Genomic DNA, 23,578 nt, shown 5'->3' with positions numbered 1-23,578 from the left:
TTCGTTCCACCTTCTCTCCCGGCTGGTTGCGGGCTTGCGTTTCTTCATTTCGAACGAGGCACTGGCATGCGGTTTTCACCCTTTGTTGAGCGGATCTCGGGCCAAGGCGTAGCCGCTTGGGATATTCACTACGCGGCATTCGAAGCGCGGCGCCGGGGCGAGGATGTCATCATTCTCAGTGTCGGCGACCCGGATTTCCCCACCCCCGATTTCATCACCGACGCCGCCATCCAGGCGCTGCGCGAAGGTGACACTCACTACACCGAAATTGCCGGTCGCCTGGCGTTGCGCGAAGCCATTGCCGCGCGCTATGGCAAATTGTTCGACCGCGAGGTTCAAGCCGCCAACGTGATCACCGTGGCCGGGGCGCAGAACGCCTTGTTCGTCACCTCGATGTGCCTGCTCAGTGCCGGCGACGAGGTGATCGCCCTCGATCCGATGTACGTGACCTACGAGGCGACGCTCAAGGCCTCCGGTGCCACGCTGGTGCGGGTGCCGTGCTCGGCGGACGATGATTTCCGTGTCGATGCGGCGGTGCTGGCCAAGGCCATCACCCCGCGCACCAAGGCGATTTTCCTGTCCAACCCGAACAATCCCACCGGCGTAATGCTCAATCGCGAAGAGCTGCAAGCTATCGCCGAACTCGCCGTTGCCCATGACCTGTGGGTGGTGGTCGACGAGGTCTATGAAAGCCTCGCGTTCGAGCGTGACCACCTGAGCCTGGCGGCGTTGCCGGGCATGGCCGAGCGTTGCGTGGTGATCGGTAGCCTGTCGAAATCCCACGCCATGACCGGTTGGCGCATCGGCTGGATCGTCGCCAATCCCGCCTTGGTCGCGCATGCCGAAACCCTGGTGTTGAGCATGCTCTACGGCTTGCCGGGGTTTGTCATGGAGGCCGCGCTGAAAGCCGTGGAGGCCCACGACGAAGTGACCCACGGCATGCGTGATATCTACCGTCGTCGTCGCGACTTGGTGGTCTCGGGTCTGTCTGATTGTCCGGGGATTGCCGTGCTCAAGCCCGATGCCGGCATGTTCGTGCTGGTGGACGTGCGCGCCACCGGCCTGACGTCGCTGGAATTCGCCTGGCGGCTGTTGCGCGAGGCGCGGGTGTCGGTGCTGGACGCGGCGGCCTTCGGTGAGCCGGCACAGGGTTTTGTGCGGCTGTCGTTCACCCTCGGTGAAGAGCGCCTGGCCGAAGCCTGTCAGCGCATTCGCAAGTTTGTCCTGGTACTCAAAGGTGAAGCGCCAAGACCGGTCATCACCAGCGTGGCCACTGAGCCGGCGGTCGAACCGATTGCGGCCAGGACCATGATCGAAGTCGATCGCCTGCACAAGCGCTTCGGCAACATCGAGGTGCTCAAGGGCGTGTCCCTGGCGGCCCGCGAAGGCGAGGTGATCTCGCTGATCGGCGCCAGCGGCTCGGGCAAAAGCACCTTGCTGCGCTGCATCAACATGCTCGAAGTCCCGGACCAGGGACGGATCCTGGTGGACGGCGAAAGCATTCACTTGAACCACACCCGCCCCGGCGCGCCGCTAGTGTCCGATGCCAGGCAGCTGGTGCGCATCAGGTCGAGCCTGGGCATGGTGTTCCAGAACTTCAACCTCTGGCCCCATCGCACGGTGCTGGAAAACCTCATCGAAGCGCCGACCCAGGTCCTGCGTGAAAGCCGGGCGGAGGCGACCGAGCGCGCCGAAGCCTTGCTCGAGCGCGTGGGGCTGGCGGCCAAGCGCAACGAGTACCCGGCGTTTCTCTCCGGGGGCCAGCAACAACGGGTGGCCATCGCCCGGGCCCTGGCCATGCGGCCCAAGGTCATGCTGTTCGATGAACCCACCTCGGCACTCGACCCGGAACTGGTCGGGGAAGTGCTGCGGGTGATCCGCTCTCTCGCCGAAGAAGGCCGGACCATGATCCTGGTGACCCATGAAATGGCCTTCGCCCGCGATGTCTCTTCCAAAGTCGCCTTTTTGCATCAAGGGCTGATCGAGGAAACCGGTACGCCGGACGAAGTGTTCGTACACCCACGCAGCGAGCGTTGCCGGCAATTCGTCAACGCTCATCAAACTCGCTAACACCAATAAAAAGACGGGAAAACAACATGGGAAATCGACGTTTTGCACACTGGTTGACCGGTGCAGGCTGTTTGTTACTGGCCGCCATGAGTACCGCACAGGCGCAGCCGATCCGCTTCGCGGTCGCCGCCGAACCCTATCCGCCGTACACCGAGAAACAGGCCAACGGCGAATGGAAAGGCTTTGAAGTGGACCTGATCCACAAGCTGTGCAGCGAAATGAAAGCCGAGTGCGAGATCAAGGAAGTGGCGTGGGACGGGATCATTCCGTCGCTGCTGGCGAAGAAGATCGACGTGATCTTTTCCTCGATGTCGGTCACGCAAGAGCGGGAAAAACAGATTGCCTTCAGCAAGGCGTACTACGACTCGGTGATCGCTGTCGTCGGGCCCAAGGACGCTTCGGTGAAAAAGTACCCGGATGACCTTAAGGGCAAGACCATCGGCGTGCAGAACTCCACGGTGAGCGCCAGCTACCTGAAGACCTACTACGAAAAAATCGCCGACGTGAAGTATTACGACACCCAGGACTCGGCCAACGCCGACCTGATTGCCGGGCGCCTCGACCTGATGATGGCCGACGGCACGGCCATGGCGGCCTTCGTCAAGACCCCCGATGCCAAGGACCTGGCCTACCTGGGCGCCGTGCCGTACGACCCGATCTTCGGCAAGGGCGTGGGCGCTGGCCTGCGCAAGGACGACACCGAACTCAAGGCCAAACTCGACAAGGCCATCCAGGAGTTGCTGGCGAGCAAGGACTATGACGACCTGTCCCAGAGCTACTTCGGGACCAGCGTGAAGCCGGCGTTCTGACCGGAGCCTGTAGCCAACACATACCCCCTGTAGGAGCGAGGCTTGCCCGCGAAGCTTTTGGCGGCTTCAAGGGCCCCTTCGCGGGCAAGCCTCGCTCCTACAGGGGACGGTGGTGATTTGGAGACTGAAATGCCAGCAATGTTCGATTTGATCAATTTCAGCGAGCAAGGATGGGGCGCAGCGCTGCTCAAGGGACTGTGGATGACCCTGCAGATATCCGCCGGAGCCTTCGTGCTCGGGCTGGCCATCGGCCTGGTGGTGGCCTGCCTCAAGTTGGGTGGGCCAAGACCGATTGCGGCGCTGGCTCGCGGTTACACGACGTTGTTCCGGGCGGTTCCGGAGCTGTTGCTGATCCTGTTGCTGTACTACGTCGGCTCCATGCTGCTCAACTCACTGATGACATCGCTGGGTTACGGCGCGGTGAATGTCAGCGGACCGTTGGCGGCGATCGTGGTGCTGGGCCTGGTGCAGGGCGCCTACGCGTCGGAGATTTTCCGGGCGGCGATCCAGGCCATTCCCTTCGGCCAGATCGAAGCGGCGAAAGCCTTCGGCCTGCACGGTTTCGGCCTGTTCCGCCGCGTCACGCTGCCGATCATGGCGCCCTACGCGATGGCGGGGATGGCCAACCTGTGGATCAACCTGATCAAGGACAGCGCCCTGATCAGCGTGGTCGGCACCAACGAACTGCTGTACACCGCCAGACAAGGGGCGGGTTCGACGCGTCATTATCTGTTGTTCTACCTCACGGCCGCGGCGCTGTATTACGCGGTGACGCTGGTGTCCAACTACCTATCGGGACGGTTGGAGCGACGCATTCGTCGCTGGATGCCTCTTGTTGACTAAACCGGCAGAGAGAATGAAATGATTCCAGCGTGGATAGTTGAATACGCATCGCTGTTGGTCCGAGGGCTGCAAACGACCATTGCGATCCTGTTGATTTCCAGTGTGTTCGGTTTTGTCCTGGCGGTGCTGGTGGCGCTGGCGCGGATCTCGAAGAACAAAGTGATCGCCAAGGTCAGCCTGTTCTACACCAGCGTGACCCGCGGCACGCCCTTGCTGATCCAGATCTACATTTTCTACTACGGCCTGGGCAGCCTTTTCGCGCAGTTTCCGCTGATTCGCGGCAGTTTCCTCTGGCCGTACCTGCGTGATGGCTACTGGTACATCGTGTTCGCCCTGGTGGTGTCGGTGGGGGCCTATGTCGGCGAAGTGATCCGCGGCGGCCTGCTGGCGGTGCCCAAAGGTGAAATGGAAGCGGCTTCGGCGTTTGGCATGACCCCGCGCCAGGCCCTGTTGCGGGTGCGTTTGCCCCGGGCGCTGCGCTTGCTGTTGCCGACCCTGGCCGGGGAAACCGTGATGCTGCTCAAATCCACGGCCCTGGCCTCGACCATTGCGGTGATCGATCTATTGGGCGCAGCCAACGTGGTGCGCGCGCAAACCCTGCAAGTGTATGAGCCGTTGCTGCTGGTGGCCGGTGTCTACGTGTGCCTGACGTTCGTGATCGAGGCACTTTTCGCCTTCGCCGAGCGCCGTGGCACCCCGGTACGCAGGTCCGCATGATGAAGAACACGCCATTGGTTGACCGCTCCTTGCAAGGCATTGGCCTATGCACCCTGGGCTATGCGTTCCTGTCCTTGCAGGATGCCGGCATCAAGTGGCTGGTGGCCGATTATTCGGTGTTCACCATCTTGTTCTGGCGCGCCCTGGTGGTGGTGCTCGCCTGTTTGCTGATCGGGCGCTTGCAACTGGTGCGGCGTGCCTGGCGTTCGTCCAGCCGGCGGCTGCTGGTGGTGCGCGGCTTGCTGTCGATCGCTGCCTGGCTGCTGTACTACACGGCGGCCCGCGACCTGACCCTGGCGGAGATGACCACCCTGTATTTCTCGGCGCCGATCATGGTCACGGTGCTGGCGACGGCGATTCTCAAGGAGCGCGTCAACGGTTGGCAGTGGTTCACCCTGATCATCGGCTTTATCGGGGTGGTGATCGCCTGTCGCCCCAGCAACATGGCCGATCCGTTGCCGATTGTCCTGACGCTGTTGGCCGCGATGTGCTGGGCGTTCACCTATATCCAGTTGCGCCAGGTGGATGAGCAGACCTCGGTGCTGGAACAGATGCTGATCACCAATGTGGTGTTTGTCATTTGCATGGCGCTGGCGTTGCCCTGGACCCACACCCCGGCACCGGTCCCGGCCTGGCTGGGCATGCTCGGCGCAGGGCTGATGGGCGGCATCGGTCAGTTCCTGCTGTTCGCCAGTTTCCAGCGTGCCACCGCGACCGTGCTGGCGCCGTTCGAGTACACCGGGCTGATCTGGGCGTTCCTGCTGTCGAGCCTGATCTGGGGCACGCTGATGGATGTGTCGTTGATGATCGGCGCCGGGTTGATCGCGGTCAGCGGCACCCTGGCGATGATTTTCGGTCGGCACCCGTCACAGGACGTCGTCGGTGCTGAATGCTCCGTGTCGCAGCCCCTTTATCCAGCAGCGACAGATATGGAGACCGTTGGCGGGGCTGAAGGTCTCGGGGTTCAGGCACCACTCGATCCAGAGACCGTCGAGCATCGCCGATAAACCGATGGCGGCCAGGCGGGTGTCGTGGATCACGAAGCCTTCGCTGGCCGCCAGCTCATCCAGTAGCTGGCGCAGCAGATCGAGGTAGGCGCCGTAGCTTTTTTCATGGGACTGGCTGACGTGTTCCGAATGACGGATCAGGCTCCAGAACACCACCCAGGCACCCAGCAGTTTCGGGTCCATGACCCGCGGCGAAAATGAGCCAACGAGGAATGCGTCGATTTTTTCTGCCGGCGTAGCAGCCTGCCGGATCTCGTGGAGCAGGGCGCTGGTCAGTTCGCTGGCGAGCTTCTGGTAAGTATCGGCAATCAACGCATCGATGCTGCCGAAATGATGATTTAGCAGGCCGACGGACACCCCGGCTTCGGTGGCGATGCGCCGCACGGAAATCCCGGCGTGGCCATCGCGGACCAGGCAACGCAGGGTGGCAGCAACCAACAGTTCGCGGCGCTCGTCGGGTTCGGCGCGGCGGTTTTTCGGGGCGATGGTGGTCACAAAGAAGTCCTTGGCGGTGGTCCACGCTGGCGAGCTTAGTTGAACGTGTGTTCAATCACCAGTCTCGGCCGCGACGGCGCTACGGTTTTTAACGGGCATGACGGCGAGGGCAAGCGTATGGCGCAGGATATTTCGTTCAATGTTCGCAACAACAATGGCGATGCGGTTCAGGTTGGTGCCTGGCGCTTCGAAGGCGCCAGCGGTGGGCCGAAGGTACACCTGCAGGCCGGGGTGCATGCCGATGAAATCGCCGGAATGCTGGTGCTGCATCTGTTGATGCAACGCCTTGAAGTGGCTGAGTCCCAGGGCCGGCTCAAAGGCAGCGTGACCGTGGTGCCACAGGCCAATCCGCTGGGCATCGGCCAGTATCGCCAGGGGCGGATCCTGGGGCGCTATCACGATGCGACCGGACATAACTTCAACCGTGGCTTCGATCAGTCGGCCGCGATGCAGCGGCCTTCGACCAATGTCCAGGAGTGGCAACAGAAACTGGTGCAACTGGCGGCCCCGGCGGATGTGATGCTGGATCTGCACACGGATGACGAAGCGCTTCCCTACCTTTACGTGCACCGCAGTTTCTGGCCGCGTGGTCGTGAACTGGCGGCGGCGCTGCAGATGGACGTGGCGATCATCTGGGATGACGGTGGCGATGGCTCTTTCGAGGAAACCATCATTGCGCCCTGGCTGCGCGACGGCACGACCGGGCAACGCATGGCCGCGACCCTGGAGTTGCGCGGGCAGGGTGACGTCAGCGACCGTTTCGCCGAGCAGGATGCACAGGGGCTTTACGCCTGGCTCTGTGGCTATGGGGTGATCGACGAGGAGCTGTCGCCTGCCGACTGGCCCGTCGAGGCTGTGGAGATGGGCCACATGGAGACCATTCTCGCACCGCAGCCCGGAGTGCTGATCTTCGAGAAGGAACTGGGCGATCTCGTCGAGCAGGGGCAGCGCTTCGCGCGTATCCTGCGCCGCCCCGGCGATCCGTCCTCCGAAGTGGTGCTGTATGCAGAGCAGACCGGGCGCCTGGTCACACGTTATCGCGATCGCTTGATCGCCCAGGGGATGGGGGTGGCGAAATTCACCGGCAGTCGCCTGTCGCGTCACTGGAGCGGCGGGTTGCTGGACCCCAATTGAGTCGACGCCGCAATAATGGCCGATCACCGCGCAAAACCGGCGTTCATGGCGAACGCCGGTTGCGGATATCTGACAACCGCTCATTGCTGAACTACGCTGCGAAACGGACCCCTGTCCAGAGCCTTGTAACGGTTTGCGGCGGAAAACCTGAATGAAATTGACGAAACGCCACCGTTCTTTTGCAGGCTTCATTCTCTTGGCCGTAGGCTTGATGGGCATGTCTGCGCTGTTGCTGCTCAAGTCCGAAACACAGCGCCGGGAAACGCGCTTCTACGAATACGTGCAGAATATTTCCGGTATCGTGCGCAATCAGCTCGATACCAACGAAGCGGTATTGGCCGGCTTCTCGGCATTTCTCCAGGCGGTCGACCAGAGCGACACCGAAGCGGCGGCGCGCTATGCCGCCGCGGTGATGTCGGCTTACCCGCATCTGTACATGCTCGAAGCGGCACGCGCGGTGCCCGTGGCCGAACAGTCAGCCTTCGAAGCGCTGCTGCGCCGCACCTGGCGACCGGACTTCACGCTCAAGGATTTTCCTGCCCTTACCCGGCAACCTGCCCGGTACCAGGCCTTTATGCGAGAGACCTGGCCGGTGCTTTTCATGTATCCGGTGCTCTCGGAGGCCAATGCGATCTACGGCGTCAGGCTGGAAACCGTCGACTACCTGTCCCATGCCCTGGCCCGAACCTACAACAATCCCAAGCCGGTCGTATCGCCGGTGTTCTCGATGTACGAGGGCGGCGATGCGTTCATTCTGATGCAATCGGTCAGCCGGCCTGAACGGGTGCGCGAGAGCTCCCGGCCGAATTTCTTCGGCAGCACCATGGTCGCCTTGCTGCTAGTCAGGACGGGGTCGCTGCTGGATGCGGTGATTCATGCGAACGTGGACCCGCGAGTGCACATCCGCGCTGTGCTGCAGACCGCTGCCGGGTCTGAAAGCCATGTATTTGCGACGGGGACCGGGCAGGCCGGTTACGTCGATCGTTTTTTCCTGCCATTGCTCGAAGAGCGGGTCGAGATTCGCAGTGCTTCCCAGCCGATGACGTTGTTGTTTGAACGGCAGTTGCGTCTGGCAGACGTCCTGAGCGGGCAGACCTTGATGCTCCTGGTGCTACTGGGCGCGGCGTTTGTACTGATTCCGTTGCTGCTGATCCGGCATTTCAAAGCGCTGGAGCGGGCAGAAGTCGAGCATCAGCGTTCAACCTATCTGGCCACCCACGATGTGCTCACCGATCTGCCCAACCGCTATCTGTTTGCCGATCGCTTCGAACAGGCATTGTCCCATTGGAAGCTTGAGCGGGTTCCGTTTGCCGTGCTGTTGATCGACCTGGATCATTTCAAGGACATCAACGACCACTACGGCCATGAGGTCGGCGACCAGGTCCTGCGCGCGCTGGCCAGTCGCATGCTGGGGGCCACGCGTGCGGGGGACACCGTTGCCCGTTACGGGGGCGATGAGTTCGTGGTGCTGGTTACCGACCTGGCTGACCCTGAAAACGCCGAGATCAAGGCTTCGAAGATGCTTGAGGCGATCGGCCAGTCAATTATTACCAGCGCGGGGGAGATCTCACTCTCGTGCAGTATCGGCATTGCCCTGTGTCCGCTGCATGGGCAGACGCTCGATACCTTGCTCAAGGCTGCTGACCAGGCGATGTATGGGGTCAAGCAGCTGGGGCGCAAGGGCATTGCCATGACCAAGGCCCTGTAGGAGCCAGGCTTGCCGGCGAAGGCGGCCTTATAGCCGACCCATCTCCCGCAGATGCACTCCGATCAAACTGTGGGAGCGAGCCTGCTCGCGAAGGCGGCCTGACAGCCGACCTGTCTTTTGTTGACTCAGTACATATCCATTCCTGCGGTAACGGCCGCTTATGGTTTCGCCCTTACGGCGAGTCACTTGGAAAAGCCCCAAGTAACCAAGGGCTCTTGCCCCTGGCGTTCGGTGCCTCGCTGTGGCTCGGCATGCCCTCGCTCCGGTCCTGCTCCGTGGGCCCGCCGCCATCGGCCATTCATGGCCGGCGGCGGCTAAACCGGCATCCATGCCGGTTTGCCCACTGCGCAGAACCTCCACTCGGCCTCTCGAGGGGGCAAGAAAATCAAAAACCAGATCAAAAACAAATGCGAGGCGGCCTTATAGCCGACCTGATTGCAGGCTTGTCCGCGATCCCATTGTGGGAGCGAGCCTGCTCGCGAAAAACGTCCGGACAACGCGATCCTTCAGACAGCACGCGTTATCGTTGACGTCCATCGCGAGCAGGCTCGCTCCCACAATGGGATCAGGTACAGCTGCAAAAGTCAGGTCGGCTGTCAGGCCGCCTCGCTTTGGCTTCAGATTTGGGCGCCCCGTTAAACCACGATGGCCGAACGCAGGCATTGCGCAGTGGGTAAACCGGCAGGACGCCGGTTTAGCCGCGCTGGGCCAGGGATGGCCCATCGCGGCGACCCACGGAGCAATGCCGGAGTGAGGGCATGCCGAGCCACAGCGAGGCACCGAGTGGTGGGGCAAGAGCCTTTTGCTTACTTTTCGCTGGGCCGGCATTCCGGCGTTTGGAAAAGTGAGTCGCCGTAAGGGCCATCCCTTTCAAGGTCTTTTGACTTTTGCGGCCTTGAGCACCCGATCCGTCGACACATGGGCATGCACTGCCTTACCTTCAAGCCACTCCTTGGGCTTGGGCACCTTGGGCCCGCGTGTGCTTTTGGCGACCTGTTTGGGCTTGATATTCCTGGCCAGCGCCAACAGGCGCTGTGCCGTAGTTTCTGAGCTCGATTGAAGTGATAAGTAATCTGCAGGCAACGCGATCTGCATGCCCTCATAACCGCTACGCACTTGCACGGTCAGGTGGAAGATCGAAGCCTCCCATCCCTCTGGCTGCGTTTGGCGATGAGCCTGCTCAACGCTGCGCTTAAGCACTGACAACACGTTGTAGGCCAACACCGCCGAAGCAAACCCGAGCAGGGCCGCCTTGGGGTTGCCCAAGGTTCCGAGTTCACTGTCCAGCACCGACTCCAGGCGCTGGAACATCCCTTCGATACTCCAGCGACGACGGTACAAATCGGCGATTTGCTCAGCGCTGATGGTCTCGGGCAAGTTGCTCCAGAACAACAACGTGGTGTCGCCTGATTCGGTAGCTTTTTGCAGATTCAGCTCGACACGCCGCCACTGACGTCCACCTTTCACTTCGATGATTTGCTCACGCACGCTTCCGGTCGCGACCGCGACAGGTTCCTGCCAGTCGCCTTCCTGAAACAGGCGCGGATGTTTACTCGGCTCACGAACAATGAAGGCAGCCCCGGCGTCTTCACAGGCCTCCATGACCGGGAGCGTGCAGTAGAGTCGATCGGCCATCCACAACTGGCCGGCACGGGCGTTTTCCAGCAACGGCAGCACACCGACACGCTCACTGGCATAAGCATCTTCACAGGGCTGGAGGTCGACGACCTGGTCCAGATCAGGGTCGTAAACCACGACCGAAAAACCAGGCCGCGCGGCACCTCGTTCACGGCGCAAAGCATCCAGACGTTTTTCACTGGCAGGCAGGTGGTTACCGTCAACGACCCGCAGTTGCCAGCCGGGCAAAATGGCAGAACAGCCCAACTCCTCAATCGTCGGCGTCAGGCGCTGCGCACTGCCGCTCACCAAGGCGCGCAGCAGCGCGGGCTCTGTGCGGCTGACCTTGTCGTAAAGCGCCGCCAAGCTGACGGGCAGATCATCCATCTGCCGTGCGGCGGCATGCAGCGAAGGGCGCAACCCCAGTGAAACAAGGGACATCAGCTCAACGATGGTCGAAAACAAAAGCTCGCGCGGGTACTGCCGTTGACGGTGTTCTTCGAACACCTGATCGACCCACTCAGCTGGAATGGCCTGCTCCAACACCAATTTGGCCATGACACTGGCCGGTGTTTTTTTCTCGAACCGCGCTAAAACCTCTGCCCACATCGTCTCGTCTTCCTGACCGGAGTTTTTGGAGGATTTTAACAAAGACCTTGAAAGGGGTGGCCGTAAGGGCGAAACCCTAAGTGGTCGTTACCGCAGCAATGGATATGTACTCCGACAACAATCTCCCAGAGGCTTCGACGCGGCATGGATCAACTTTGGTAGAGGCGCCGATGGCGGTCGTCACAGGTTGACGGACAGGCTCAGGGCGTGAGGGGGCAAGAAAATCAAAAACCAAAGCCAAAGCGAGGCGGCCGACCGGCCGACCTGATCTCACGTGAACGCGCCCCCTGTAGGAGCGATGCTTGCTCGCGATGGACGTCAACGATGACGCGGGAAACCTGACTCACCTCGCTGCCGTCCGATCAATGCTTGCACTCCGACAAAACCACCTGGCAGGTACTGGGCGTGCCACCCGAGCGGCCAGCATAGCGGATGCAGTTGTTCAGGGACTTCTGCCGCGCGATGCTCAAGGTGGAGCCAAAGGCGAGGCCGCCCTCGCCGGCGCTGGGCAGCGCTTTGGCATAGCAGCTTGAGCCCATGTTCGAGGCTGAGTAGCGAGCCGTGGCGGACTTGCCCGAACATCCCCCTGTCAGCACCAGGTTGATGGCGATAAGAGAGGGCAGGACCCATGACGAGCATTGGCGCACTGTAATCGCGGTCATCGCGTTTCCCCTGGCTCAAGCGGCTGGCAACCGGTGTCATGCCTGTTCAGTCTAGACGGCCTGGGCCCTGGTGAGCGTGCGGCCGATCAACAGTCATGGCACCCTTGTCGCATAAATTTGAAATGCAGCGCGTTACTCGACAGAATCGCCCCCCCGATTGGGCCAAAGGTGCCGCATGTTCGGGGTCAAAAGGGGCTGCAGTTGAACGAACAGACATTGTCCATGCGCCTGGAGCGCGTGGCGGCGCATGTGCCAGCCGGTGCGCGCCTGGCCGATATCGGCTCGGATCACGGCTATCTGCCGGTGGCGCTGATGCGCCGTGGCGTCATTACGGCGGCGGTGGCCGGCGAGGTGGCGTTGACGCCGTTCCGCGCGGCCGAACGCACCGTGCGCGAGAGCGGCCAGGACCTGCGGATCACGGTACGCCTGGCCAATGGCCTGGCGGCGATCGAGCCGGGAGACGGGATCACGGCGATCAGCCTCTGCGGCATGGGCGGCGAGACGATCCGCGATATCCTCGACAGCGGCAAGGCACGCCTGAGCGCGTATGAGCGCCTGATCCTGCAGCCCAACGGCGGCGAACAGCCACTGCGCCAATGGCTGATGGAAAATGGCTACCGCATCCTCTGCGAGGAACTGCTGCGGGAAAATCGCTTCGATTACGAAATCATCGTCGCCGAACGCGCCGGGCCGGTGGTGTATACCGCCCAGGAGTTGTACTTCGGCCCACTGCAGATGCAGGCCCGCAGCCCGGCGTTCCTGGCCAAGTGGCAGCGAATGCTGCGCGTGAAGCACAAGACCCTGAGCCATTTCTCCCAGGCGCGGCAGGCCGTGCCCGAGGATAAGGTGCAGGACATCGCCCGACAGGCCCGGTGGATCACCGAGCTGCTGACTTAACGGGGCCTGGCACTACCAGAACCTCGAACAATCACGCAACTGCGCTGGACTCACGCCAAGGCGCTGCTTGAACACGGTCGTCATGTGCGCCTGGGAGTTAAAACCACAGGCGTGGGCGATCTCCGCCAGCCTCGCTGTCGAATCGCGCATCAGGGCACGCGCCTTGGCGAGGCGGCGGTCGATCAGGTAACTGTGCGGGCTTTTGCCCGTCGTGTGCTTGAATGCGCGCATGAAATAGCCTTCGGACAATCCGAGCAACTGCGCCATCGCCTGCACACCCAGCGGGCCGTCGAGGCCGGCGTCGATAAACTCATCGAGCAAGCGCATCCGGCTGGCGGTTATCGAGCCATGCAGCGGTGCCGACAACGCTTCGTTACCTTGGGCTCGTTCAGCCAATGCGAGTGCCCAGGCCTCCCAATCGTCCGTCACTTTGTCCAGCAAGAGCCTGTCCTGCAACAGCGCGCCACGCATTCGCAGGGCGAGGGCGGTCGCTTGCGCATCGATGCGATTGTTGAAAGCACGATCCCCCGGCAGCGCCAACCCGTCGGTGCGCATCACCCGCAGGTATTCACCGCCCTTGGGCGATTCGGACAACACGTCACACCCCGCGGGGACGAACGCCAGGCCGTTAGGCACGGCAACGAAGGGCTGCACCCGATCGCTGCCGATGGCGTGCAGGCCGTGCTGGCTGTCGAAGGCAAAGCCAATCGCCGCCTGGCTCGCTACATATCGGGTCGCGTAGGCGCAGCCGGGTAGCAGTTCGATCGCCCATGGCCCGGCCTCGACAAGGCGCACCGGTTCAGGCGGGAATGGCGGTTGCAGGCGGTTATGAGGATTCATGAACACCATAGTAGTGAAGTGGGAGCCCAAAAGTCAGGTCAGTTTTCTGAAAGCCGGCCGGTGGCGCCCGTGCCTAGACTGGGCAACACCTCAGGGAGCAAACTCATGTACACACTGACTCGCGACGATATCGAACACGCTGCACGCCTCGTTTACCAGGTGATGCCTGCCACCGCGCAGTACCCTTGGCCCTTGCTGGCCGAGCGGCTGGGTTGCACGGTGTGGGTCAAGCACGAAAACCACACGCCTACGGGTGCATTCAAGGTGCGTGGCGGCATTACCTTCATGCACTGGCTCAAGCGCATGCACCCGGACGCGCGGGGCATTGTCACCGCTACCCGCGGCAACCATGGTCAGAGCCTGGCGTTGGCGGCAAGCGCGCTGGGTTTGAAGTCGCTGATTGTCGTGCCGCAAGGAAATTCGCTGGAAAAGAACAATGCCATGCGCGGCTTTGGCGGCGATGTGGTCGAGCATGGCCGCGACTTCGATGAGGCCCGTGAAGAGGCCGCACGCCTGGCGCACGCCCATGGCCTCTACCTGGTGCCGCCGTTCCACACTGAGTTGGTCAAAGGCGTGGCCACCTATGCGCTCGAGCTGTTCAATGCCGCGCCGGACCTGGATACCGTCTATGTGCCGATTGGCTGTGGCTCGGGGATCTGCGCGGTCATCGCCGCCCGCGACGCGTTGGGTCTGAAAACCCGGGTAGTGGGCGTGGTTTCCACTGAGGCGGCGGCAGCGAAGTTATCGTTTGACGCTGGCGCCCTACGTGAAACCGCCTCGGCCGATACCTTTGCCGATGGACTTGCCGTGCGCAAGCCCATTGCTGAAGCCTTTGCCATCTACGCGGCAGGTGCGGCGCGGATTGTGTCGGTCAGTGAGGCGCAGATTGCCGAGGCCATGTGCGTGTATTACACCGATACCCACAATCTCGCTGAAGGGGCCGGCGCGGCAGCCCTGGCAGCGCTCATTCAGGAGCGTGAAACAATGCGGGGCAAAAGGGTGGGTGTGATTCTGTCCGGGGGAAATATCGACAGATCGGTGTATGCGCGAGTGATTGGGTGACGGTTTGTTGGGTGACGTGTCGCCGGTAGGCCAGGGCGTTGACTGAGCTGGCACGCGAAACAGGCCTTTCCCGTGAGCAGCTTTATCGCTCATTCAGCGAAGAAGGGAATCCCACGCTTAAAACCATGTTGGTCGTTATGCGAGCCCTGGGCATCGACATGACCACTCGACCGCACGTATCCCCGCTGTAACCCCCCCGACCACACCGCTGGTCTCCCTCGCGACCCCGGCTCGTCGTGACAGCATCACCGTCGCGGCGAACGGAGTCCCGTGCGGAGCGCATCCTTGGCGATTCTCCGCGCCCGATCCTTGAAACTCCATTCGGATAACCCTTTGCCCTGTTTCACCTGATTCCTGGCCCCCCCCGACGCTGGGGGGGTGGCTAATCGGCTGCGCAATAGTCTGGACCCAACAAACGGGTCGTTGCGTATCGGCTGGCGGGAGCAGGATTTATGACTGAAAGAGTGCTGATCGCCGGCGTGGGTATGGCGCCATTTCGGCCGCTGGGTGGCTGTGACAATCACGGTTCACTGGCGGGGCAGGCCATTCGCTCGACGCTGGAGGATGCACGAATCGACTATGACCTGGTCGATCAGGTCTTTACCTCGTGTGTGCAGGGTGACGCCAGTATCGCAGACCGGATGCTGTCCGGGATCGGCTATTCGGGCGTGCCGATTTACAGCCTAAGCGATGGATGTGCGTCGGCCAGCAGTGCCTTTCAGCTGGCTCGCCACAGTGTGCTTTGCGGTGAAGCCGAGTGTGTATTGGTGGTGGGTGTCGAGTGCATGCGCGCACGGATTTCCAATCGTGAGTTTTTTGGATTGAAGGATCCGGTTCATGGGCAGTTCAGGGACTCATTGCTCGAGCGTCGACAGCATCCGGCTGTGCTTTTTGCGGCTCAAACCAGTTGGCTATTGACCCGTATGGGCATCGCCGAACGTCGATTCGAGGACGTGCTCGGTCGGGCGCGGGCTCAAGCCGCGATCAATCCCAACGCGTTATTGCACCGGGCTCCTGATCGTGATGGCTGGCTCCCTCCGTACCTTTGCCCGCCGGCCTGTGGTGCGGCGGCAGGATTGATCTGTTCCCCGACCTTCGCATTGCGTTTTGGTGCTCGCGCTGACGTAAGCGTTCTGGCGAGTGCCAGGGGCAGCGACTGCACGTCGGAACAGGAATCGGGCTGCGTGCTTGATGTGCTGGGACGGGCGACCACCCGGCGCGTGGCGCAACACGCCTATCAGCAGGCTGGCCTGGGACCGGAAGACATCGATGTGGTGGAGCTGCACGACCAAAGCGTTGGTGACTTCATGGTCAACAGCGCGGCGCTGGGCTTTTGCCCAGAGGAAGAGATCGACCGTTTTGTGCAGCAAGGACATCGCCTCAAAGGACAGATGAATGCAGTGAACCCGTCGGGTGGTCTGCTGGGACGTGGTCACGCCCCGGGTGCCACCGGTTTGGCGCAATTGGTCGAGCTGGTGTGGCAACTGCGTGGCACGGCCAAGGGCAGGCAAATCGCAGGTGCCCGCACGGCACTCCAGCACAGTGCCGCACTGGGTCGATCCGTGTCGGTCACGCTTTTGCAGCGCACTTGATCGCAGGTGTCGCGAGCTGTGAATTCAACCCAAGTTTTTCGTAAACCAAAGAGCAGGTGGCAAGTTAGATGAACAAAAATAATAAGATCTGCCATGCAAACCTCCGCAAGGGGTTGCTGACTTCAGCCATCCTGGCGGGTCTGGGCATTACACCGGCACACGCACTGGAAATCGACACAGGGAACGAAGACCTGGCGGTTCGCTTCGACAACACGGTGAAGCTCAACTACGCGCAGCGGGTGGAATCAGCCAACAGCAAGTTGGCCAATTCGTGGAACAACAACGACGGCAATCGCAACTTCTCCTCTGGCAGTCCCGTGTCCCAGCGTATGGATGTGCTGTCCGAACTGGACGTGACTTACAAACAGAAGGCGGGTTTTCGCGTCAGTGCCAATACCTGGTACGACCATGCCTACGATGATGTCGGCAGCGACAATGCGTCGACCAACCAGCTCAATCACGGTGTACCGGACTCCCGGCACCAGAGCGGTTACGCCGATCGTTATTACAACGGTCCTTCCTCCGAAATCCTTGATGCCTTCGTCTTTGGCAGCATGGAAGTAGGCGAAGAGTCCCTGCTCAGCGGCAAGGCAGGCAAACACACCCTTTACTGGGGCGAGAGCCTTCTGGCGTTTGCTCACGGCAACAGTTACGGGCAGTCAGGGCTCGATCTGTCCAAGGCGCTGGCGGTACCCGGAACCGAAGCCAAAGAGTTGTTCATCCCGCGCAATCAGTTGTCCGCGAGCTTCACCCTCAACCCGGAACTGACCCTTGGTGCGCAGTACTTTCTGGATTGGGACGCCGCACGGCTGCCGGAATCGGGCACCTACCTGGGTTTCAACGACGGCATCCAGAGTGGTGGGCACAACCTGTCCCTGATCGGCGCACAGAACCCGCGCTTTGGTACGCCCGGCCCATTGGGTGCCAATCAATTTCTGCGGCTCAACAACGGCCACACCTACAAGCCGGACAAGCGCGGCGACTTCGGTTTGATGGCCAAGTGGAGCCCGGACTGGCTGCAAGGCACCCTGGGTGTCTACTACCGCAAAACCTCCGACATTTTGCCGAACCTGGCCCTGCAGCCAACCGCTGTAGGTCCTGCGCAACTGATCTCCGGCAACATCGGCGGCTACAACCAGTTCTACGTCGATGACATCGATATCTATGGCATCAGCCTGTCGAAAAGCCTCGGTGGCGTCAGCGTCGGATTCGACTTGAACTATCGCCACAACATGCCGTTGGCCAGCGTCGCGGCAACCGTCAACCCAGCCGCCGGGGCTGCCGGTCTGCCAGGGTTCATCAGCAGCTTTGACGGTGAAAACGGCGTAGCCCGAGGCAATACCGTGCATGCGGTGCTCAACGGCCTGACCACTTTTGGCGACACACCGGTCTGGGACAGCTCGTCCTTGCTGGTTGAGCTCGCCTACAGCCGCTGGCTGGACGTCACCGACAACAAACAACTGTTCAAGGGCGAAGACTGGTATCGCGGTGTCGACAAGGTCACCAAGGACAACTACATCGTCGGCGTCAACTTCAACCCGACCTGGTATCAGGTGTTCCCCGGCATCGATATGTTCATGCCGATGACCTACAACGTTGGCCTCAACGGCAATTCCGCCATCCAGTTAGGCGGTAATGAAGACTCCGGCAGTTACTCGGTGGGGGTCGGCATGGACGTCCACAACCAGTATCGCTTTGACCTGAAATACGTAGACAACTTTGGTCCGTTCGACACCTGCGACTCAGCAGGCGGTGCGGGCGCACAGGGCCAGGGCGCCGCACCAGGTGCCAACGGGCAGTACAACTGCGTACCGGGGCAGACCACTGCCTTTGGCGGTACTCAGCCTCAGCTCAAGGATCGGGGCATGGTCACGTTGACGTTCAAAACGACCATTTGATCGAAGTCTTTGCTTGATAGCAGGAGTCACTCCATGAAGTTCGTAAATTCTCTATTGTTCACTGCCTTGACCGTTACCATCGCAGGCGCGTCTCACGCGGCAGTTTCTCCGGACGAAGCTGCAAAACTGGGGACCAGCCTGACCGCCGTTGGCGCGGAAAAGGCCGGCAATGCCGACAGCACCATTCCGGCCTACACCGGCGGCATCACCACACCGCCCGCCAGCTACCAGTCGGGCAGCTCGTTTCGCCCGGACCCTTTCGAGGCCGACAAGCCGCGTGCCGTTATCGATGGCAAAAACATCGCTCAGTACGCCGGTAAACTGACCGCCAGCACCCAGGAATTGCTCAAGCGTTACCCGACGTTCCGGGTCGATGTCTTCCCGACCCATCGTAGCGTCGCGCTGCCGCAGCGATTGCTGGATAACACCGCGAAAAACGCCGTCGGCACCAAAACCCTGGAGAGCGGTGTCGCACTGGAAAACGCGCTGCCGGGCATTCCGTTCCCGATCCCCAAAGATGGCTATGAGGCCATGTGGAACCACCTGCTGCGCTATCAGGGTTACGCCACCAACTTCAAATACGACTCCTGGAACGTCGACGGCTCCGGCAGGGCGATTCTGGCCACGACCGGTAACGCCTATCTGGAATACCCGCTCTACGATCCGAAACGTACCGACGCGGCCAAAGAGAGCGACCTGTTCTTCAAGACCAAACTCTACTACCAGGCCCCGGCCCGCCGCGCGGGTGAGGCCATCCTGGTGCAGGATGCCGTCAATCCGCTGAAAATGGAGCGTCGTGGCTGGCAATACCTGCCAGGTCAGCGCCGCGTGAAACTTGCGCCGGACATCGCCTACGACACGCCAAACCCTGGTTCGGCCGGTGCCTCGACCTACGACGATGCCTGGGTGTTCAACGGCGCAATGGATCGCTACGACTTCAAGCTGGTCGGCAAGAAGGAAATGATCGTTCCTTACAACACCTACAAGCTGAACTATCACAAGGAAGCGGCGGATATCACCACGGCGCATCACGTCAATCCGGACTTGGTGCGCTGGGAGTTGCACCGTGTGTGGGTAGTCGAGGCAACGCTGAAACCGGGCAAACGCCACATCTACAGCAAGCGCACCTTCTACCTCGACGAAGACAGCTGGATCGCCCTGGCTTCGGATGAATACGACGCCAGCGGCAAGCTGTACCGCGGCTCCTTTGCACACTTGGCCTACAGCTATGACGTGCAGGCACCGAATAGCGACAACCACATGATTTATGACTTTGTCTCGGGCAGCTACAACATCACCGGCATCTACGGCCCGTACGGCGGCATCAAGTACATCGACCCGCTTTCGAAAGCGCAGTGGGCACCTGAGTCACTGGCCGGCACGGGTATTCGCTAAGCCATAAACGCAGGTGTTTTTTGGTCGCCGGCAGTGCGTCTTGCACTGTTCGGCGGCCTTTTTTGCCGAGTAAAACCTCATGAATACATTTAGATGGATAACGCTCACTGCGCTAGCCGTGGCCTTGGCCGTGCCCTTTACCAGGGCCGTGGTCGCCGCGGATTTTGTCGACACGCTGTCGAGTCCGGCGCTTCAGAGTGAAAAAGCCATTAACGCAATGTTTACCGGGTTGACCAGTGCCGGTAAACGCCTGGTCGCCGTGGGCCAGCGCGGGCATATTTTTTATTCCGATGACAGCGGCGTCCGCTGGCGCCAGGCAGAAGTGCCGGTGAGCTCCGATCTTGTAGCCGTGCAGTTCCCGAGCCCAAAGCAGGGCTGGGCCGTCGGGCATGACGGCGTCGTGCTGCACAGCGATGACAATGGCGAAACCTGGAAACGTCAGCTCGATGGCCGTCAGGTCGGGCAGATCATGCTCGAACACTATCAGCGGCAAGAGGCGCCGGATGACGCCTTATTAGCCGAAGCCCAGCGAATGATCGACGACGGGGCGGACAAGCCCTTTCTGGACGTGTGGTTCGCTGATGAGAAAACCGGCTACGTCGTCGGCGCATTCAACCTGATTTTTCGCACCGACGATGGCGGCCAGACCTGGGTTCCGTTGATGGAGCGTACCGACAACCCGGGCGCCCTGAACTTCTATGCAATGCGTGCAATCGGCGACGACTTGTTGATTGTCGGCGAGCAAGGCCTGGTGCTGAAACTGGACCCGGCAACCCAGCGTTTCGTCAATGTGCCTACTCCCTACAGCGGCAGCTATTTCGGCATCACCGGCACGCCGGGCGCCGTGCTCATTTATGGCCTGCGGGGCAATGTGTATCGCAGCGCCGATCACGGTGCGAACTGGGCCAAGGTTGAACTGGGCCTGTCCTCGAGCATCACCGCAAGCACGGTCACGGCCGATGGCCGAATCATTCTGGTCAGCCAGGCCGGACATGTCCTTGTCAGCACTGATGAAGGCGCAAGTTTCACGCAAAAGCCACAAGAGCGCTTGGGACCTGCCGCTGCGGCGCAGGCCGTCGGGTCAGGTTCCGTGGTGATCGCGGGTGCACAGGGCTTGCGCCAGTTGCCTGTCGAATGAGCCCACTTCACAGAATAAAAAGAGACGAGCCACGTCATGGGTAACTACAACCTCGATACGATGCCGGTGATCCGGGAGCTCAAGGGCTTCGATGCGCGCTCCGGCAATTTTCTTGAACGCCTGATCTTCAATAACCGCCTGCTGGTGGTGCTGACCTGCCTGATCGTGACGATATTGCTGAGCTATTTCGCGGCCACTCGGCTGACGCTCAACGCAAGCTTCGAAAAGATGATTCCGCAGAGCCAGCCGTACATCAAAAACTATCTTGAGAATCGCCAATCGCTACGCGGATTGGGCAATACGGTTCGGGTGGTGGTGGAAAACACCGATGGCGACATCTATGACCCGAAATACCTGGAGGTGCTCAAGCAGGTCAATGACACGTTGTTCCTCACGCCGGGTGTGGACCGGGCCTGGATGAAGTCGTTGTGGACCCCCGCCGTGCGCTGGACTGAGGTCACGGAGGAGGGCTTCCGTGGCGGCCCGGTCATGCCGGACTCCTACGACGGCTCGGGCAGTGGCGTCGAGCAGCTGCGCTTGAACATTGCCCGCTCCGGCATCATCGGCAGTCTGGTTGGCAACAACTTCAAATCCACCATGATTGTGGTGCCGCTGCTGGAGAAGGACCCGGTCACGGGCGCCGCCATCGACTATCACCGTTTTTCGCGGATGCTCGAAGAACAACTGCGTGACAAGTTCGAGTTTGCCGGCAGCGGCGCGATTCACAAGGCGGGTGAAGAGGGCAAGGGCCCGATCAAGATCCGCGTGATCGGATTCGCCAAACTGGTGGGCGACCTGATCGATGGCCTGATGCTGATCATGATGTACTTTGGCGCAGCGGCGCTGATCGCCACCGCGATCATCTATGCCTTCACCCGTTGCGTGCGCAGCACCGCGCTGGTGATTCTGTGCTCGGTGGTGGCCGTGGTCTGGCAGCTGGGCCTGATCACTTTGTTCGGCTACGCGCTCGACCCGTTTTCGATTCTGGTGCCGTTCCTGGTGTTCGCCATCGGTGTGTCCCACGGCGCGCAGAAAATGAACGGGATCATGCAGGACGTCGGACGCGGCACCCATCAGTTGATCGCCGCGCGTTATACCTTCCGCCGGTTGTTCCTCGCCGGGCTGACCGCGCTGTTGGCCGATGCCGTGGGCTTTGCGGTGTTGATGCTGATCGACATTCCAGTCATCCAGGATCTGGCCGTTACCGCGAGCATTGGCGTGGCGGTGCTGATCTTCACCAACCTGGTGCTGTTGCCGGTGCTGCTGTCCTATTGGGGTGTCAGTCCGAAAGCGGCGGCGCGCAGCTTGCGCCAGGAAAACAACGAGCTCAAAGGCAAAGGGCTCGGCAGTCTGTGGAACCTGCTCGACCGTTTTACCGAGCGCCGCTGGGCGACGGTGGCGGTGGTGGTTGCGGGGTTGATGGCGGTGGGTGGTTTTGTGGTCAGCACGCACTTGAAGATCGGTGACCTCGATCCGGGTGCGCCTGAGCTACGTGCGGATTCGCGCTACAACCGCGACAACGCCTACATCACCGACAACTACTCACTGTCCAGCGACCAGTTCGCGGTGATGGTCAAGACCGCCAGCGAAGGCTGCCTGAAGTACGAAACCCTGGTCGAAGCGGACCGCCTGGGCTGGTTGCTGCAGCAGCAACCAGGCGTGCAGACCACCGTATCGCTGGTCAATGCGGTGCGACAGATCACGGCGGGTTCCTATGAAGGCAACCCGAAAATGCTGACCATCGCGCGCAACCAGAACGTACTGAACTACGGCGCGCAACAGGCCTCGGTGAACAACCCTGAACTGTTCGACAACGATTGCTCGATGATGCCGGTGATCGCGTACCTCTCGGACCACAAGGCTGAAACCCTCGATCATGTGGTGAAGATGGCCGATCAGTTCGCCCGCGAACACAGCAACGGCGAACGCCAGTTCATGCTCGCCGCGGGTAGCGCCGGGATCGAAGCCGCGACCAACATCGTCGTGCGCGACGCCAACCGCACCATGCTCTTTTACGTGTATGGCGCGGTGATCGTGCTGTGTTTCATCACCTTCCGCAGCTGGCGCGCCGTGGTGGTGGCGGTCGTTCCATTGATGCTGACCTCGATTCTCTGCGAAGCGTTGATGGTCTGGCTGGGCATGGGCGTAAAGGTCGCCACCTTGCCGGTGATCGCCCTGGGCGTCGGCATTGGCGTCGACTACGCGCTGTACCTGCTCAGCGTCCAGCTGGCCCAACAACGTGCCGGTCTGTCGCTGACCGAGGCTTATAAAAACTCGGTCGCGTTCACCGGCAAGGTCGTGGCGCTGGTGGGCATCACCCTGGCAGCAGGTGTCATTACCTGGGCCTGGTCGCCGATCAAGTTCCAGGCGGATATGGGCATCCTGCTGACCTTCATGTTCATCTGGAACATGATAGGGGCGTTGGTTCTGATTCCTGCTTTGTCGCATTTCCTGCTGCGACGCGCGTAGCTGAAGTCGCGAGAAACCAAGCCCGGTACGCTGCCGTAATGCTGTTGACTTTAGGTTGGGGGGCTGCAGGTGCATATTTGGATTGGGTGTATATCCGTTGCTGCGGTAACGGCCACTTAGGGTTTCGCTTTTACTGTAGGAGCGAGCATGCTCGCGATGGAGGTCAACGATGACGCGGGGAGCCTGACACTCCGCGGTGCTCTCAGGTTTTTCGTCGGAACGCCGCCCGGAGCATGCTCGCTCCTACAGGGCCCGCCGCGATGGGCCATCCTTGGCCCAGCGCGGCTAAACCGGCATCCATGCCGGTTTACCCACTGCGCAAAACCTCCACTCGGCCTCTCGATGGGGCAAGAAAATCAAAAGCTACAGCAACAGCAACAGCCAAAGCGAGGCGGCCTGACAGCCGACCTGATTGAAGGTCTGTCCGTGATGTGATCGTTCCCATGCTCTGCGTGGGAATGCCGCCGGGGACGCTCCGCGTTCCGCTTACGACGCAGGGCTTGAGTCCTGCGCAATGGTGACGCGGAGCGTCACGGGATGCATTCCCACGCAGAGCATGGGAACGATCACAGCGCAAGCATCCATAGCCAGGTCGGTTGTCAGGCCGCCTCGCTTT

17 protein-coding genes and 2 pseudogenes are annotated in these 23,578 nt (G+C 61.1%); 15 read left to right on the top strand and 4 right to left on the bottom strand.

The genetic code is table 11. The features are described 5' to 3' along the window. The first annotated feature begins 66 nt into the window (after window positions 1-66). The 5 genes from ACA054_RS16270 to ACA054_RS16250 all read left to right on the top strand — a co-directional run bounded on the left by ACA054_RS16270 (window position 67) and on the right by ACA054_RS16250 (window position 5,446). Window positions 67-2,070 carry an aminotransferase class I/II-fold pyridoxal phosphate-dependent enzyme gene (locus ACA054_RS16270; protein ID WP_497685148.1) on the top strand — a complete coding sequence of 668 codons (2,004 nt, stop codon included), beginning with the start codon at window positions 67-69 and terminating at the stop codon, window positions 2,068-2,070. 26 nt (window positions 2,071-2,096) lie between these two features. Further along, a complete protein-coding gene (locus ACA054_RS16265) occupies window positions 2,097-2,879 on the top strand; it encodes a transporter substrate-binding domain-containing protein (RefSeq protein ID WP_497685147.1) in 783 nt (260 codons plus the stop codon). Window positions 2,880-3,008: 129 nt separating this feature from the next. Continuing rightward, window positions 3,009-3,722, top strand: a complete 714-nt coding sequence (locus ACA054_RS16260) for an ABC transporter permease (RefSeq protein WP_497685146.1) — start codon at window positions 3,009-3,011, stop codon at window positions 3,720-3,722. A gap of 18 nt (window positions 3,723-3,740) precedes the next feature. Beyond that, a complete protein-coding gene (locus ACA054_RS16255; protein ID WP_497685145.1) occupies window positions 3,741-4,439 on the top strand; it encodes an ABC transporter permease in 699 nt (232 codons plus the stop codon). Next, window positions 4,436-5,446 (top strand): DMT family transporter, encoded by a 1,011-nt coding sequence (locus ACA054_RS16250; protein ID WP_497685144.1) that lies wholly within the window; start codon window positions 4,436-4,438, stop codon window positions 5,444-5,446. Before ACA054_RS16255 ends, ACA054_RS16250 begins: the two co-directional genes overlap by 4 nt. Here ACA054_RS16250 and ACA054_RS16245 read toward each other — a convergent pair. After that, window positions 5,402-5,830, bottom strand: a pseudogene (locus ACA054_RS16245) (TetR family transcriptional regulator C-terminal domain-containing protein); the annotation flags it as partial. The gene ACA054_RS16250 and the pseudogene ACA054_RS16245 sit on opposite strands and share 45 nt — an antisense overlap. Before the next feature lie 228 nt (window positions 5,831-6,058). Here ACA054_RS16245 and ACA054_RS16240 point away from each other — a divergent pair. Both ACA054_RS16240 and ACA054_RS16235 read left to right on the top strand, forming a co-directional pair. Further along, window positions 6,059-7,075: a M14 family metallopeptidase gene (locus ACA054_RS16240; protein WP_497690321.1), complete on the top strand. Its 1,017-nt coding sequence runs from the start codon at window positions 6,059-6,061 to the stop codon at window positions 7,073-7,075. 151 nt (window positions 7,076-7,226) lie between these two features. Beyond that, entirely contained in the window at window positions 7,227-8,783 is a 1,557-nt protein-coding gene (locus tag ACA054_RS16235; RefSeq protein WP_497685143.1) for a diguanylate cyclase domain-containing protein, read from the top strand. Window positions 8,784-9,653: 870 nt separating this feature from the next. On the opposite strand, the gene ACA054_RS16230 is transcribed toward ACA054_RS16235, so the two are convergent. Beyond that, window positions 9,654-10,958, bottom strand: coding sequence for an IS4 family transposase (locus ACA054_RS16230; RefSeq protein WP_497690236.1), 1,305 nt, complete (start codon window positions 10,956-10,958; stop codon window positions 9,654-9,656). Between the two features lie 413 nt (window positions 10,959-11,371). Next, window positions 11,372-11,671, bottom strand: coding sequence for a hypothetical protein (locus tag ACA054_RS16225; RefSeq protein ID WP_497685142.1), 300 nt, complete (start codon window positions 11,669-11,671; stop codon window positions 11,372-11,374). A gap of 201 nt (window positions 11,672-11,872) precedes the next feature. On the opposite strand from ACA054_RS16225, the gene ACA054_RS16220 reads away from it, so the two are divergent. Continuing rightward, on the top strand, window positions 11,873-12,568 hold the full coding sequence (locus ACA054_RS16220; protein ID WP_497685141.1) for a tRNA (adenine(22)-N(1))-methyltransferase: 696 nt from the start codon (window positions 11,873-11,875) through the stop codon (window positions 12,566-12,568). A 12-nt stretch (window positions 12,569-12,580) separates the two neighbouring features. Here the strand turns inward: ACA054_RS16220 and ACA054_RS16215 are convergent, their stop codons facing one another. Next, window positions 12,581-13,417: a helix-turn-helix transcriptional regulator gene (locus ACA054_RS16215; protein ID WP_497690320.1), complete on the bottom strand. Its 837-nt coding sequence runs from the start codon at window positions 13,415-13,417 to the stop codon at window positions 12,581-12,583. Between the two features lie 96 nt (window positions 13,418-13,513). On the opposite strand from ACA054_RS16215, the gene ACA054_RS16210 reads away from it, so the two are divergent. The 7 genes and pseudogenes from ACA054_RS16210 (at window position 13,514) to ACA054_RS16180 (ending at window position 22,962) form a co-directional block, all read left to right on the top strand. Beyond that, the gene (locus tag ACA054_RS16210) at window positions 13,514-14,470 is read left to right on the top strand and encodes a threonine dehydratase (RefSeq protein ID WP_497685140.1); all 957 of its coding nucleotides are present in this window, start codon (window positions 13,514-13,516) and stop codon (window positions 14,468-14,470) included. Between the two features lie 29 nt (window positions 14,471-14,499). Then, window positions 14,500-14,661 (top strand): annotated as a pseudogene (locus tag ACA054_RS16205) (addiction module antidote protein); the annotation flags it as partial. Between the two features lie 261 nt (window positions 14,662-14,922). Continuing rightward, on the top strand, window positions 14,923-16,062 hold the full coding sequence (locus ACA054_RS16200; protein WP_497685139.1) for a thiolase C-terminal domain-containing protein: 1,140 nt from the start codon (window positions 14,923-14,925) through the stop codon (window positions 16,060-16,062). 68 nt (window positions 16,063-16,130) lie between these two features. Then, complete coding sequence (locus ACA054_RS16195; protein WP_497685138.1) at window positions 16,131-17,960, top strand: DUF1302 domain-containing protein; 1,830 nt, start codon at window positions 16,131-16,133, stop codon at window positions 17,958-17,960. A 33-nt stretch (window positions 17,961-17,993) separates the two neighbouring features. Next, window positions 17,994-19,355: a DUF1329 domain-containing protein gene (locus ACA054_RS16190; protein ID WP_497685137.1), complete on the top strand. Its 1,362-nt coding sequence runs from the start codon at window positions 17,994-17,996 to the stop codon at window positions 19,353-19,355. A gap of 79 nt (window positions 19,356-19,434) precedes the next feature. Continuing rightward, on the top strand, window positions 19,435-20,493 hold the full coding sequence (locus ACA054_RS16185; protein ID WP_497685136.1) for a WD40/YVTN/BNR-like repeat-containing protein: 1,059 nt from the start codon (window positions 19,435-19,437) through the stop codon (window positions 20,491-20,493). Between the two features lie 36 nt (window positions 20,494-20,529). After that, the gene (locus ACA054_RS16180) at window positions 20,530-22,962 is read left to right on the top strand and encodes an efflux RND transporter permease subunit (protein ID WP_497685135.1); all 2,433 of its coding nucleotides are present in this window, start codon (window positions 20,530-20,532) and stop codon (window positions 22,960-22,962) included. The last annotated feature ends 616 nt before the right edge of the window (window positions 22,963-23,578 follow it).

Source organism: Pseudomonas sp. LBUM1653, from assembly GCF_059716115.1.
The sequence above is the reverse complement of the archived record's forward strand: the minus strand, read 5'-3'. Positions and strand labels throughout refer to the sequence as shown.

What these genes read in the sequence shown, in the direction of transcription:
- ACA054_RS16260 (WP_497685146.1), top strand. Translation starts at nt 3,009, where the DNA reads ATGCCAGCAATGTTCGATTTGATCAATTTCAGCGAGCAAGGATGGGGC.
- ACA054_RS16190 (WP_497685137.1), top strand. Translation starts at nt 17,994, where the DNA reads ATGAAGTTCGTAAATTCTCTATTGTTCACTGCCTTGACCGTTACCATC.
- ACA054_RS16185 (WP_497685136.1), top strand. Translation starts at nt 19,435, where the DNA reads ATGAATACATTTAGATGGATAACGCTCACTGCGCTAGCCGTGGCCTTG.
- ACA054_RS16235 (WP_497685143.1), top strand. Translation starts at nt 7,227, where the DNA reads ATGAAATTGACGAAACGCCACCGTTCTTTTGCAGGCTTCATTCTCTTG.
- ACA054_RS16200 (WP_497685139.1), top strand. Translation starts at nt 14,923, where the DNA reads ATGACTGAAAGAGTGCTGATCGCCGGCGTGGGTATGGCGCCATTTCGG.
- ACA054_RS16210 (WP_497685140.1), top strand. Translation starts at nt 13,514, where the DNA reads ATGTACACACTGACTCGCGACGATATCGAACACGCTGCACGCCTCGTT.
- ACA054_RS16240 (WP_497690321.1), top strand. Translation starts at nt 6,059, where the DNA reads ATGGCGCAGGATATTTCGTTCAATGTTCGCAACAACAATGGCGATGCG.
- ACA054_RS16195 (WP_497685138.1), top strand. Translation starts at nt 16,131, where the DNA reads ATGAACAAAAATAATAAGATCTGCCATGCAAACCTCCGCAAGGGGTTG.
- ACA054_RS16230 (WP_497690236.1), bottom strand. Translation starts at nt 10,958, where the DNA reads ATGGCCAAATTGGTGTTGGAGCAGGCCATTCCAGCTGAGTGGGTCGAT.
- ACA054_RS16215 (WP_497690320.1), bottom strand. Translation starts at nt 13,417, where the DNA reads ATGGTGTTCATGAATCCTCATAACCGCCTGCAACCGCCATTCCCGCCT.
- ACA054_RS16265 (WP_497685147.1), top strand. Translation starts at nt 2,097, where the DNA reads ATGGGAAATCGACGTTTTGCACACTGGTTGACCGGTGCAGGCTGTTTG.
- ACA054_RS16250 (WP_497685144.1), top strand. Translation starts at nt 4,436, where the DNA reads ATGATGAAGAACACGCCATTGGTTGACCGCTCCTTGCAAGGCATTGGC.
- ACA054_RS16255 (WP_497685145.1), top strand. Translation starts at nt 3,741, where the DNA reads ATGATTCCAGCGTGGATAGTTGAATACGCATCGCTGTTGGTCCGAGGG.
- ACA054_RS16180 (WP_497685135.1), top strand. Translation starts at nt 20,530, where the DNA reads ATGGGTAACTACAACCTCGATACGATGCCGGTGATCCGGGAGCTCAAG.
- ACA054_RS16225 (WP_497685142.1), bottom strand. Translation starts at nt 11,671, where the DNA reads ATGACCGCGATTACAGTGCGCCAATGCTCGTCATGGGTCCTGCCCTCT.
- ACA054_RS16270 (WP_497685148.1), top strand. Translation starts at nt 67, where the DNA reads ATGCGGTTTTCACCCTTTGTTGAGCGGATCTCGGGCCAAGGCGTAGCC.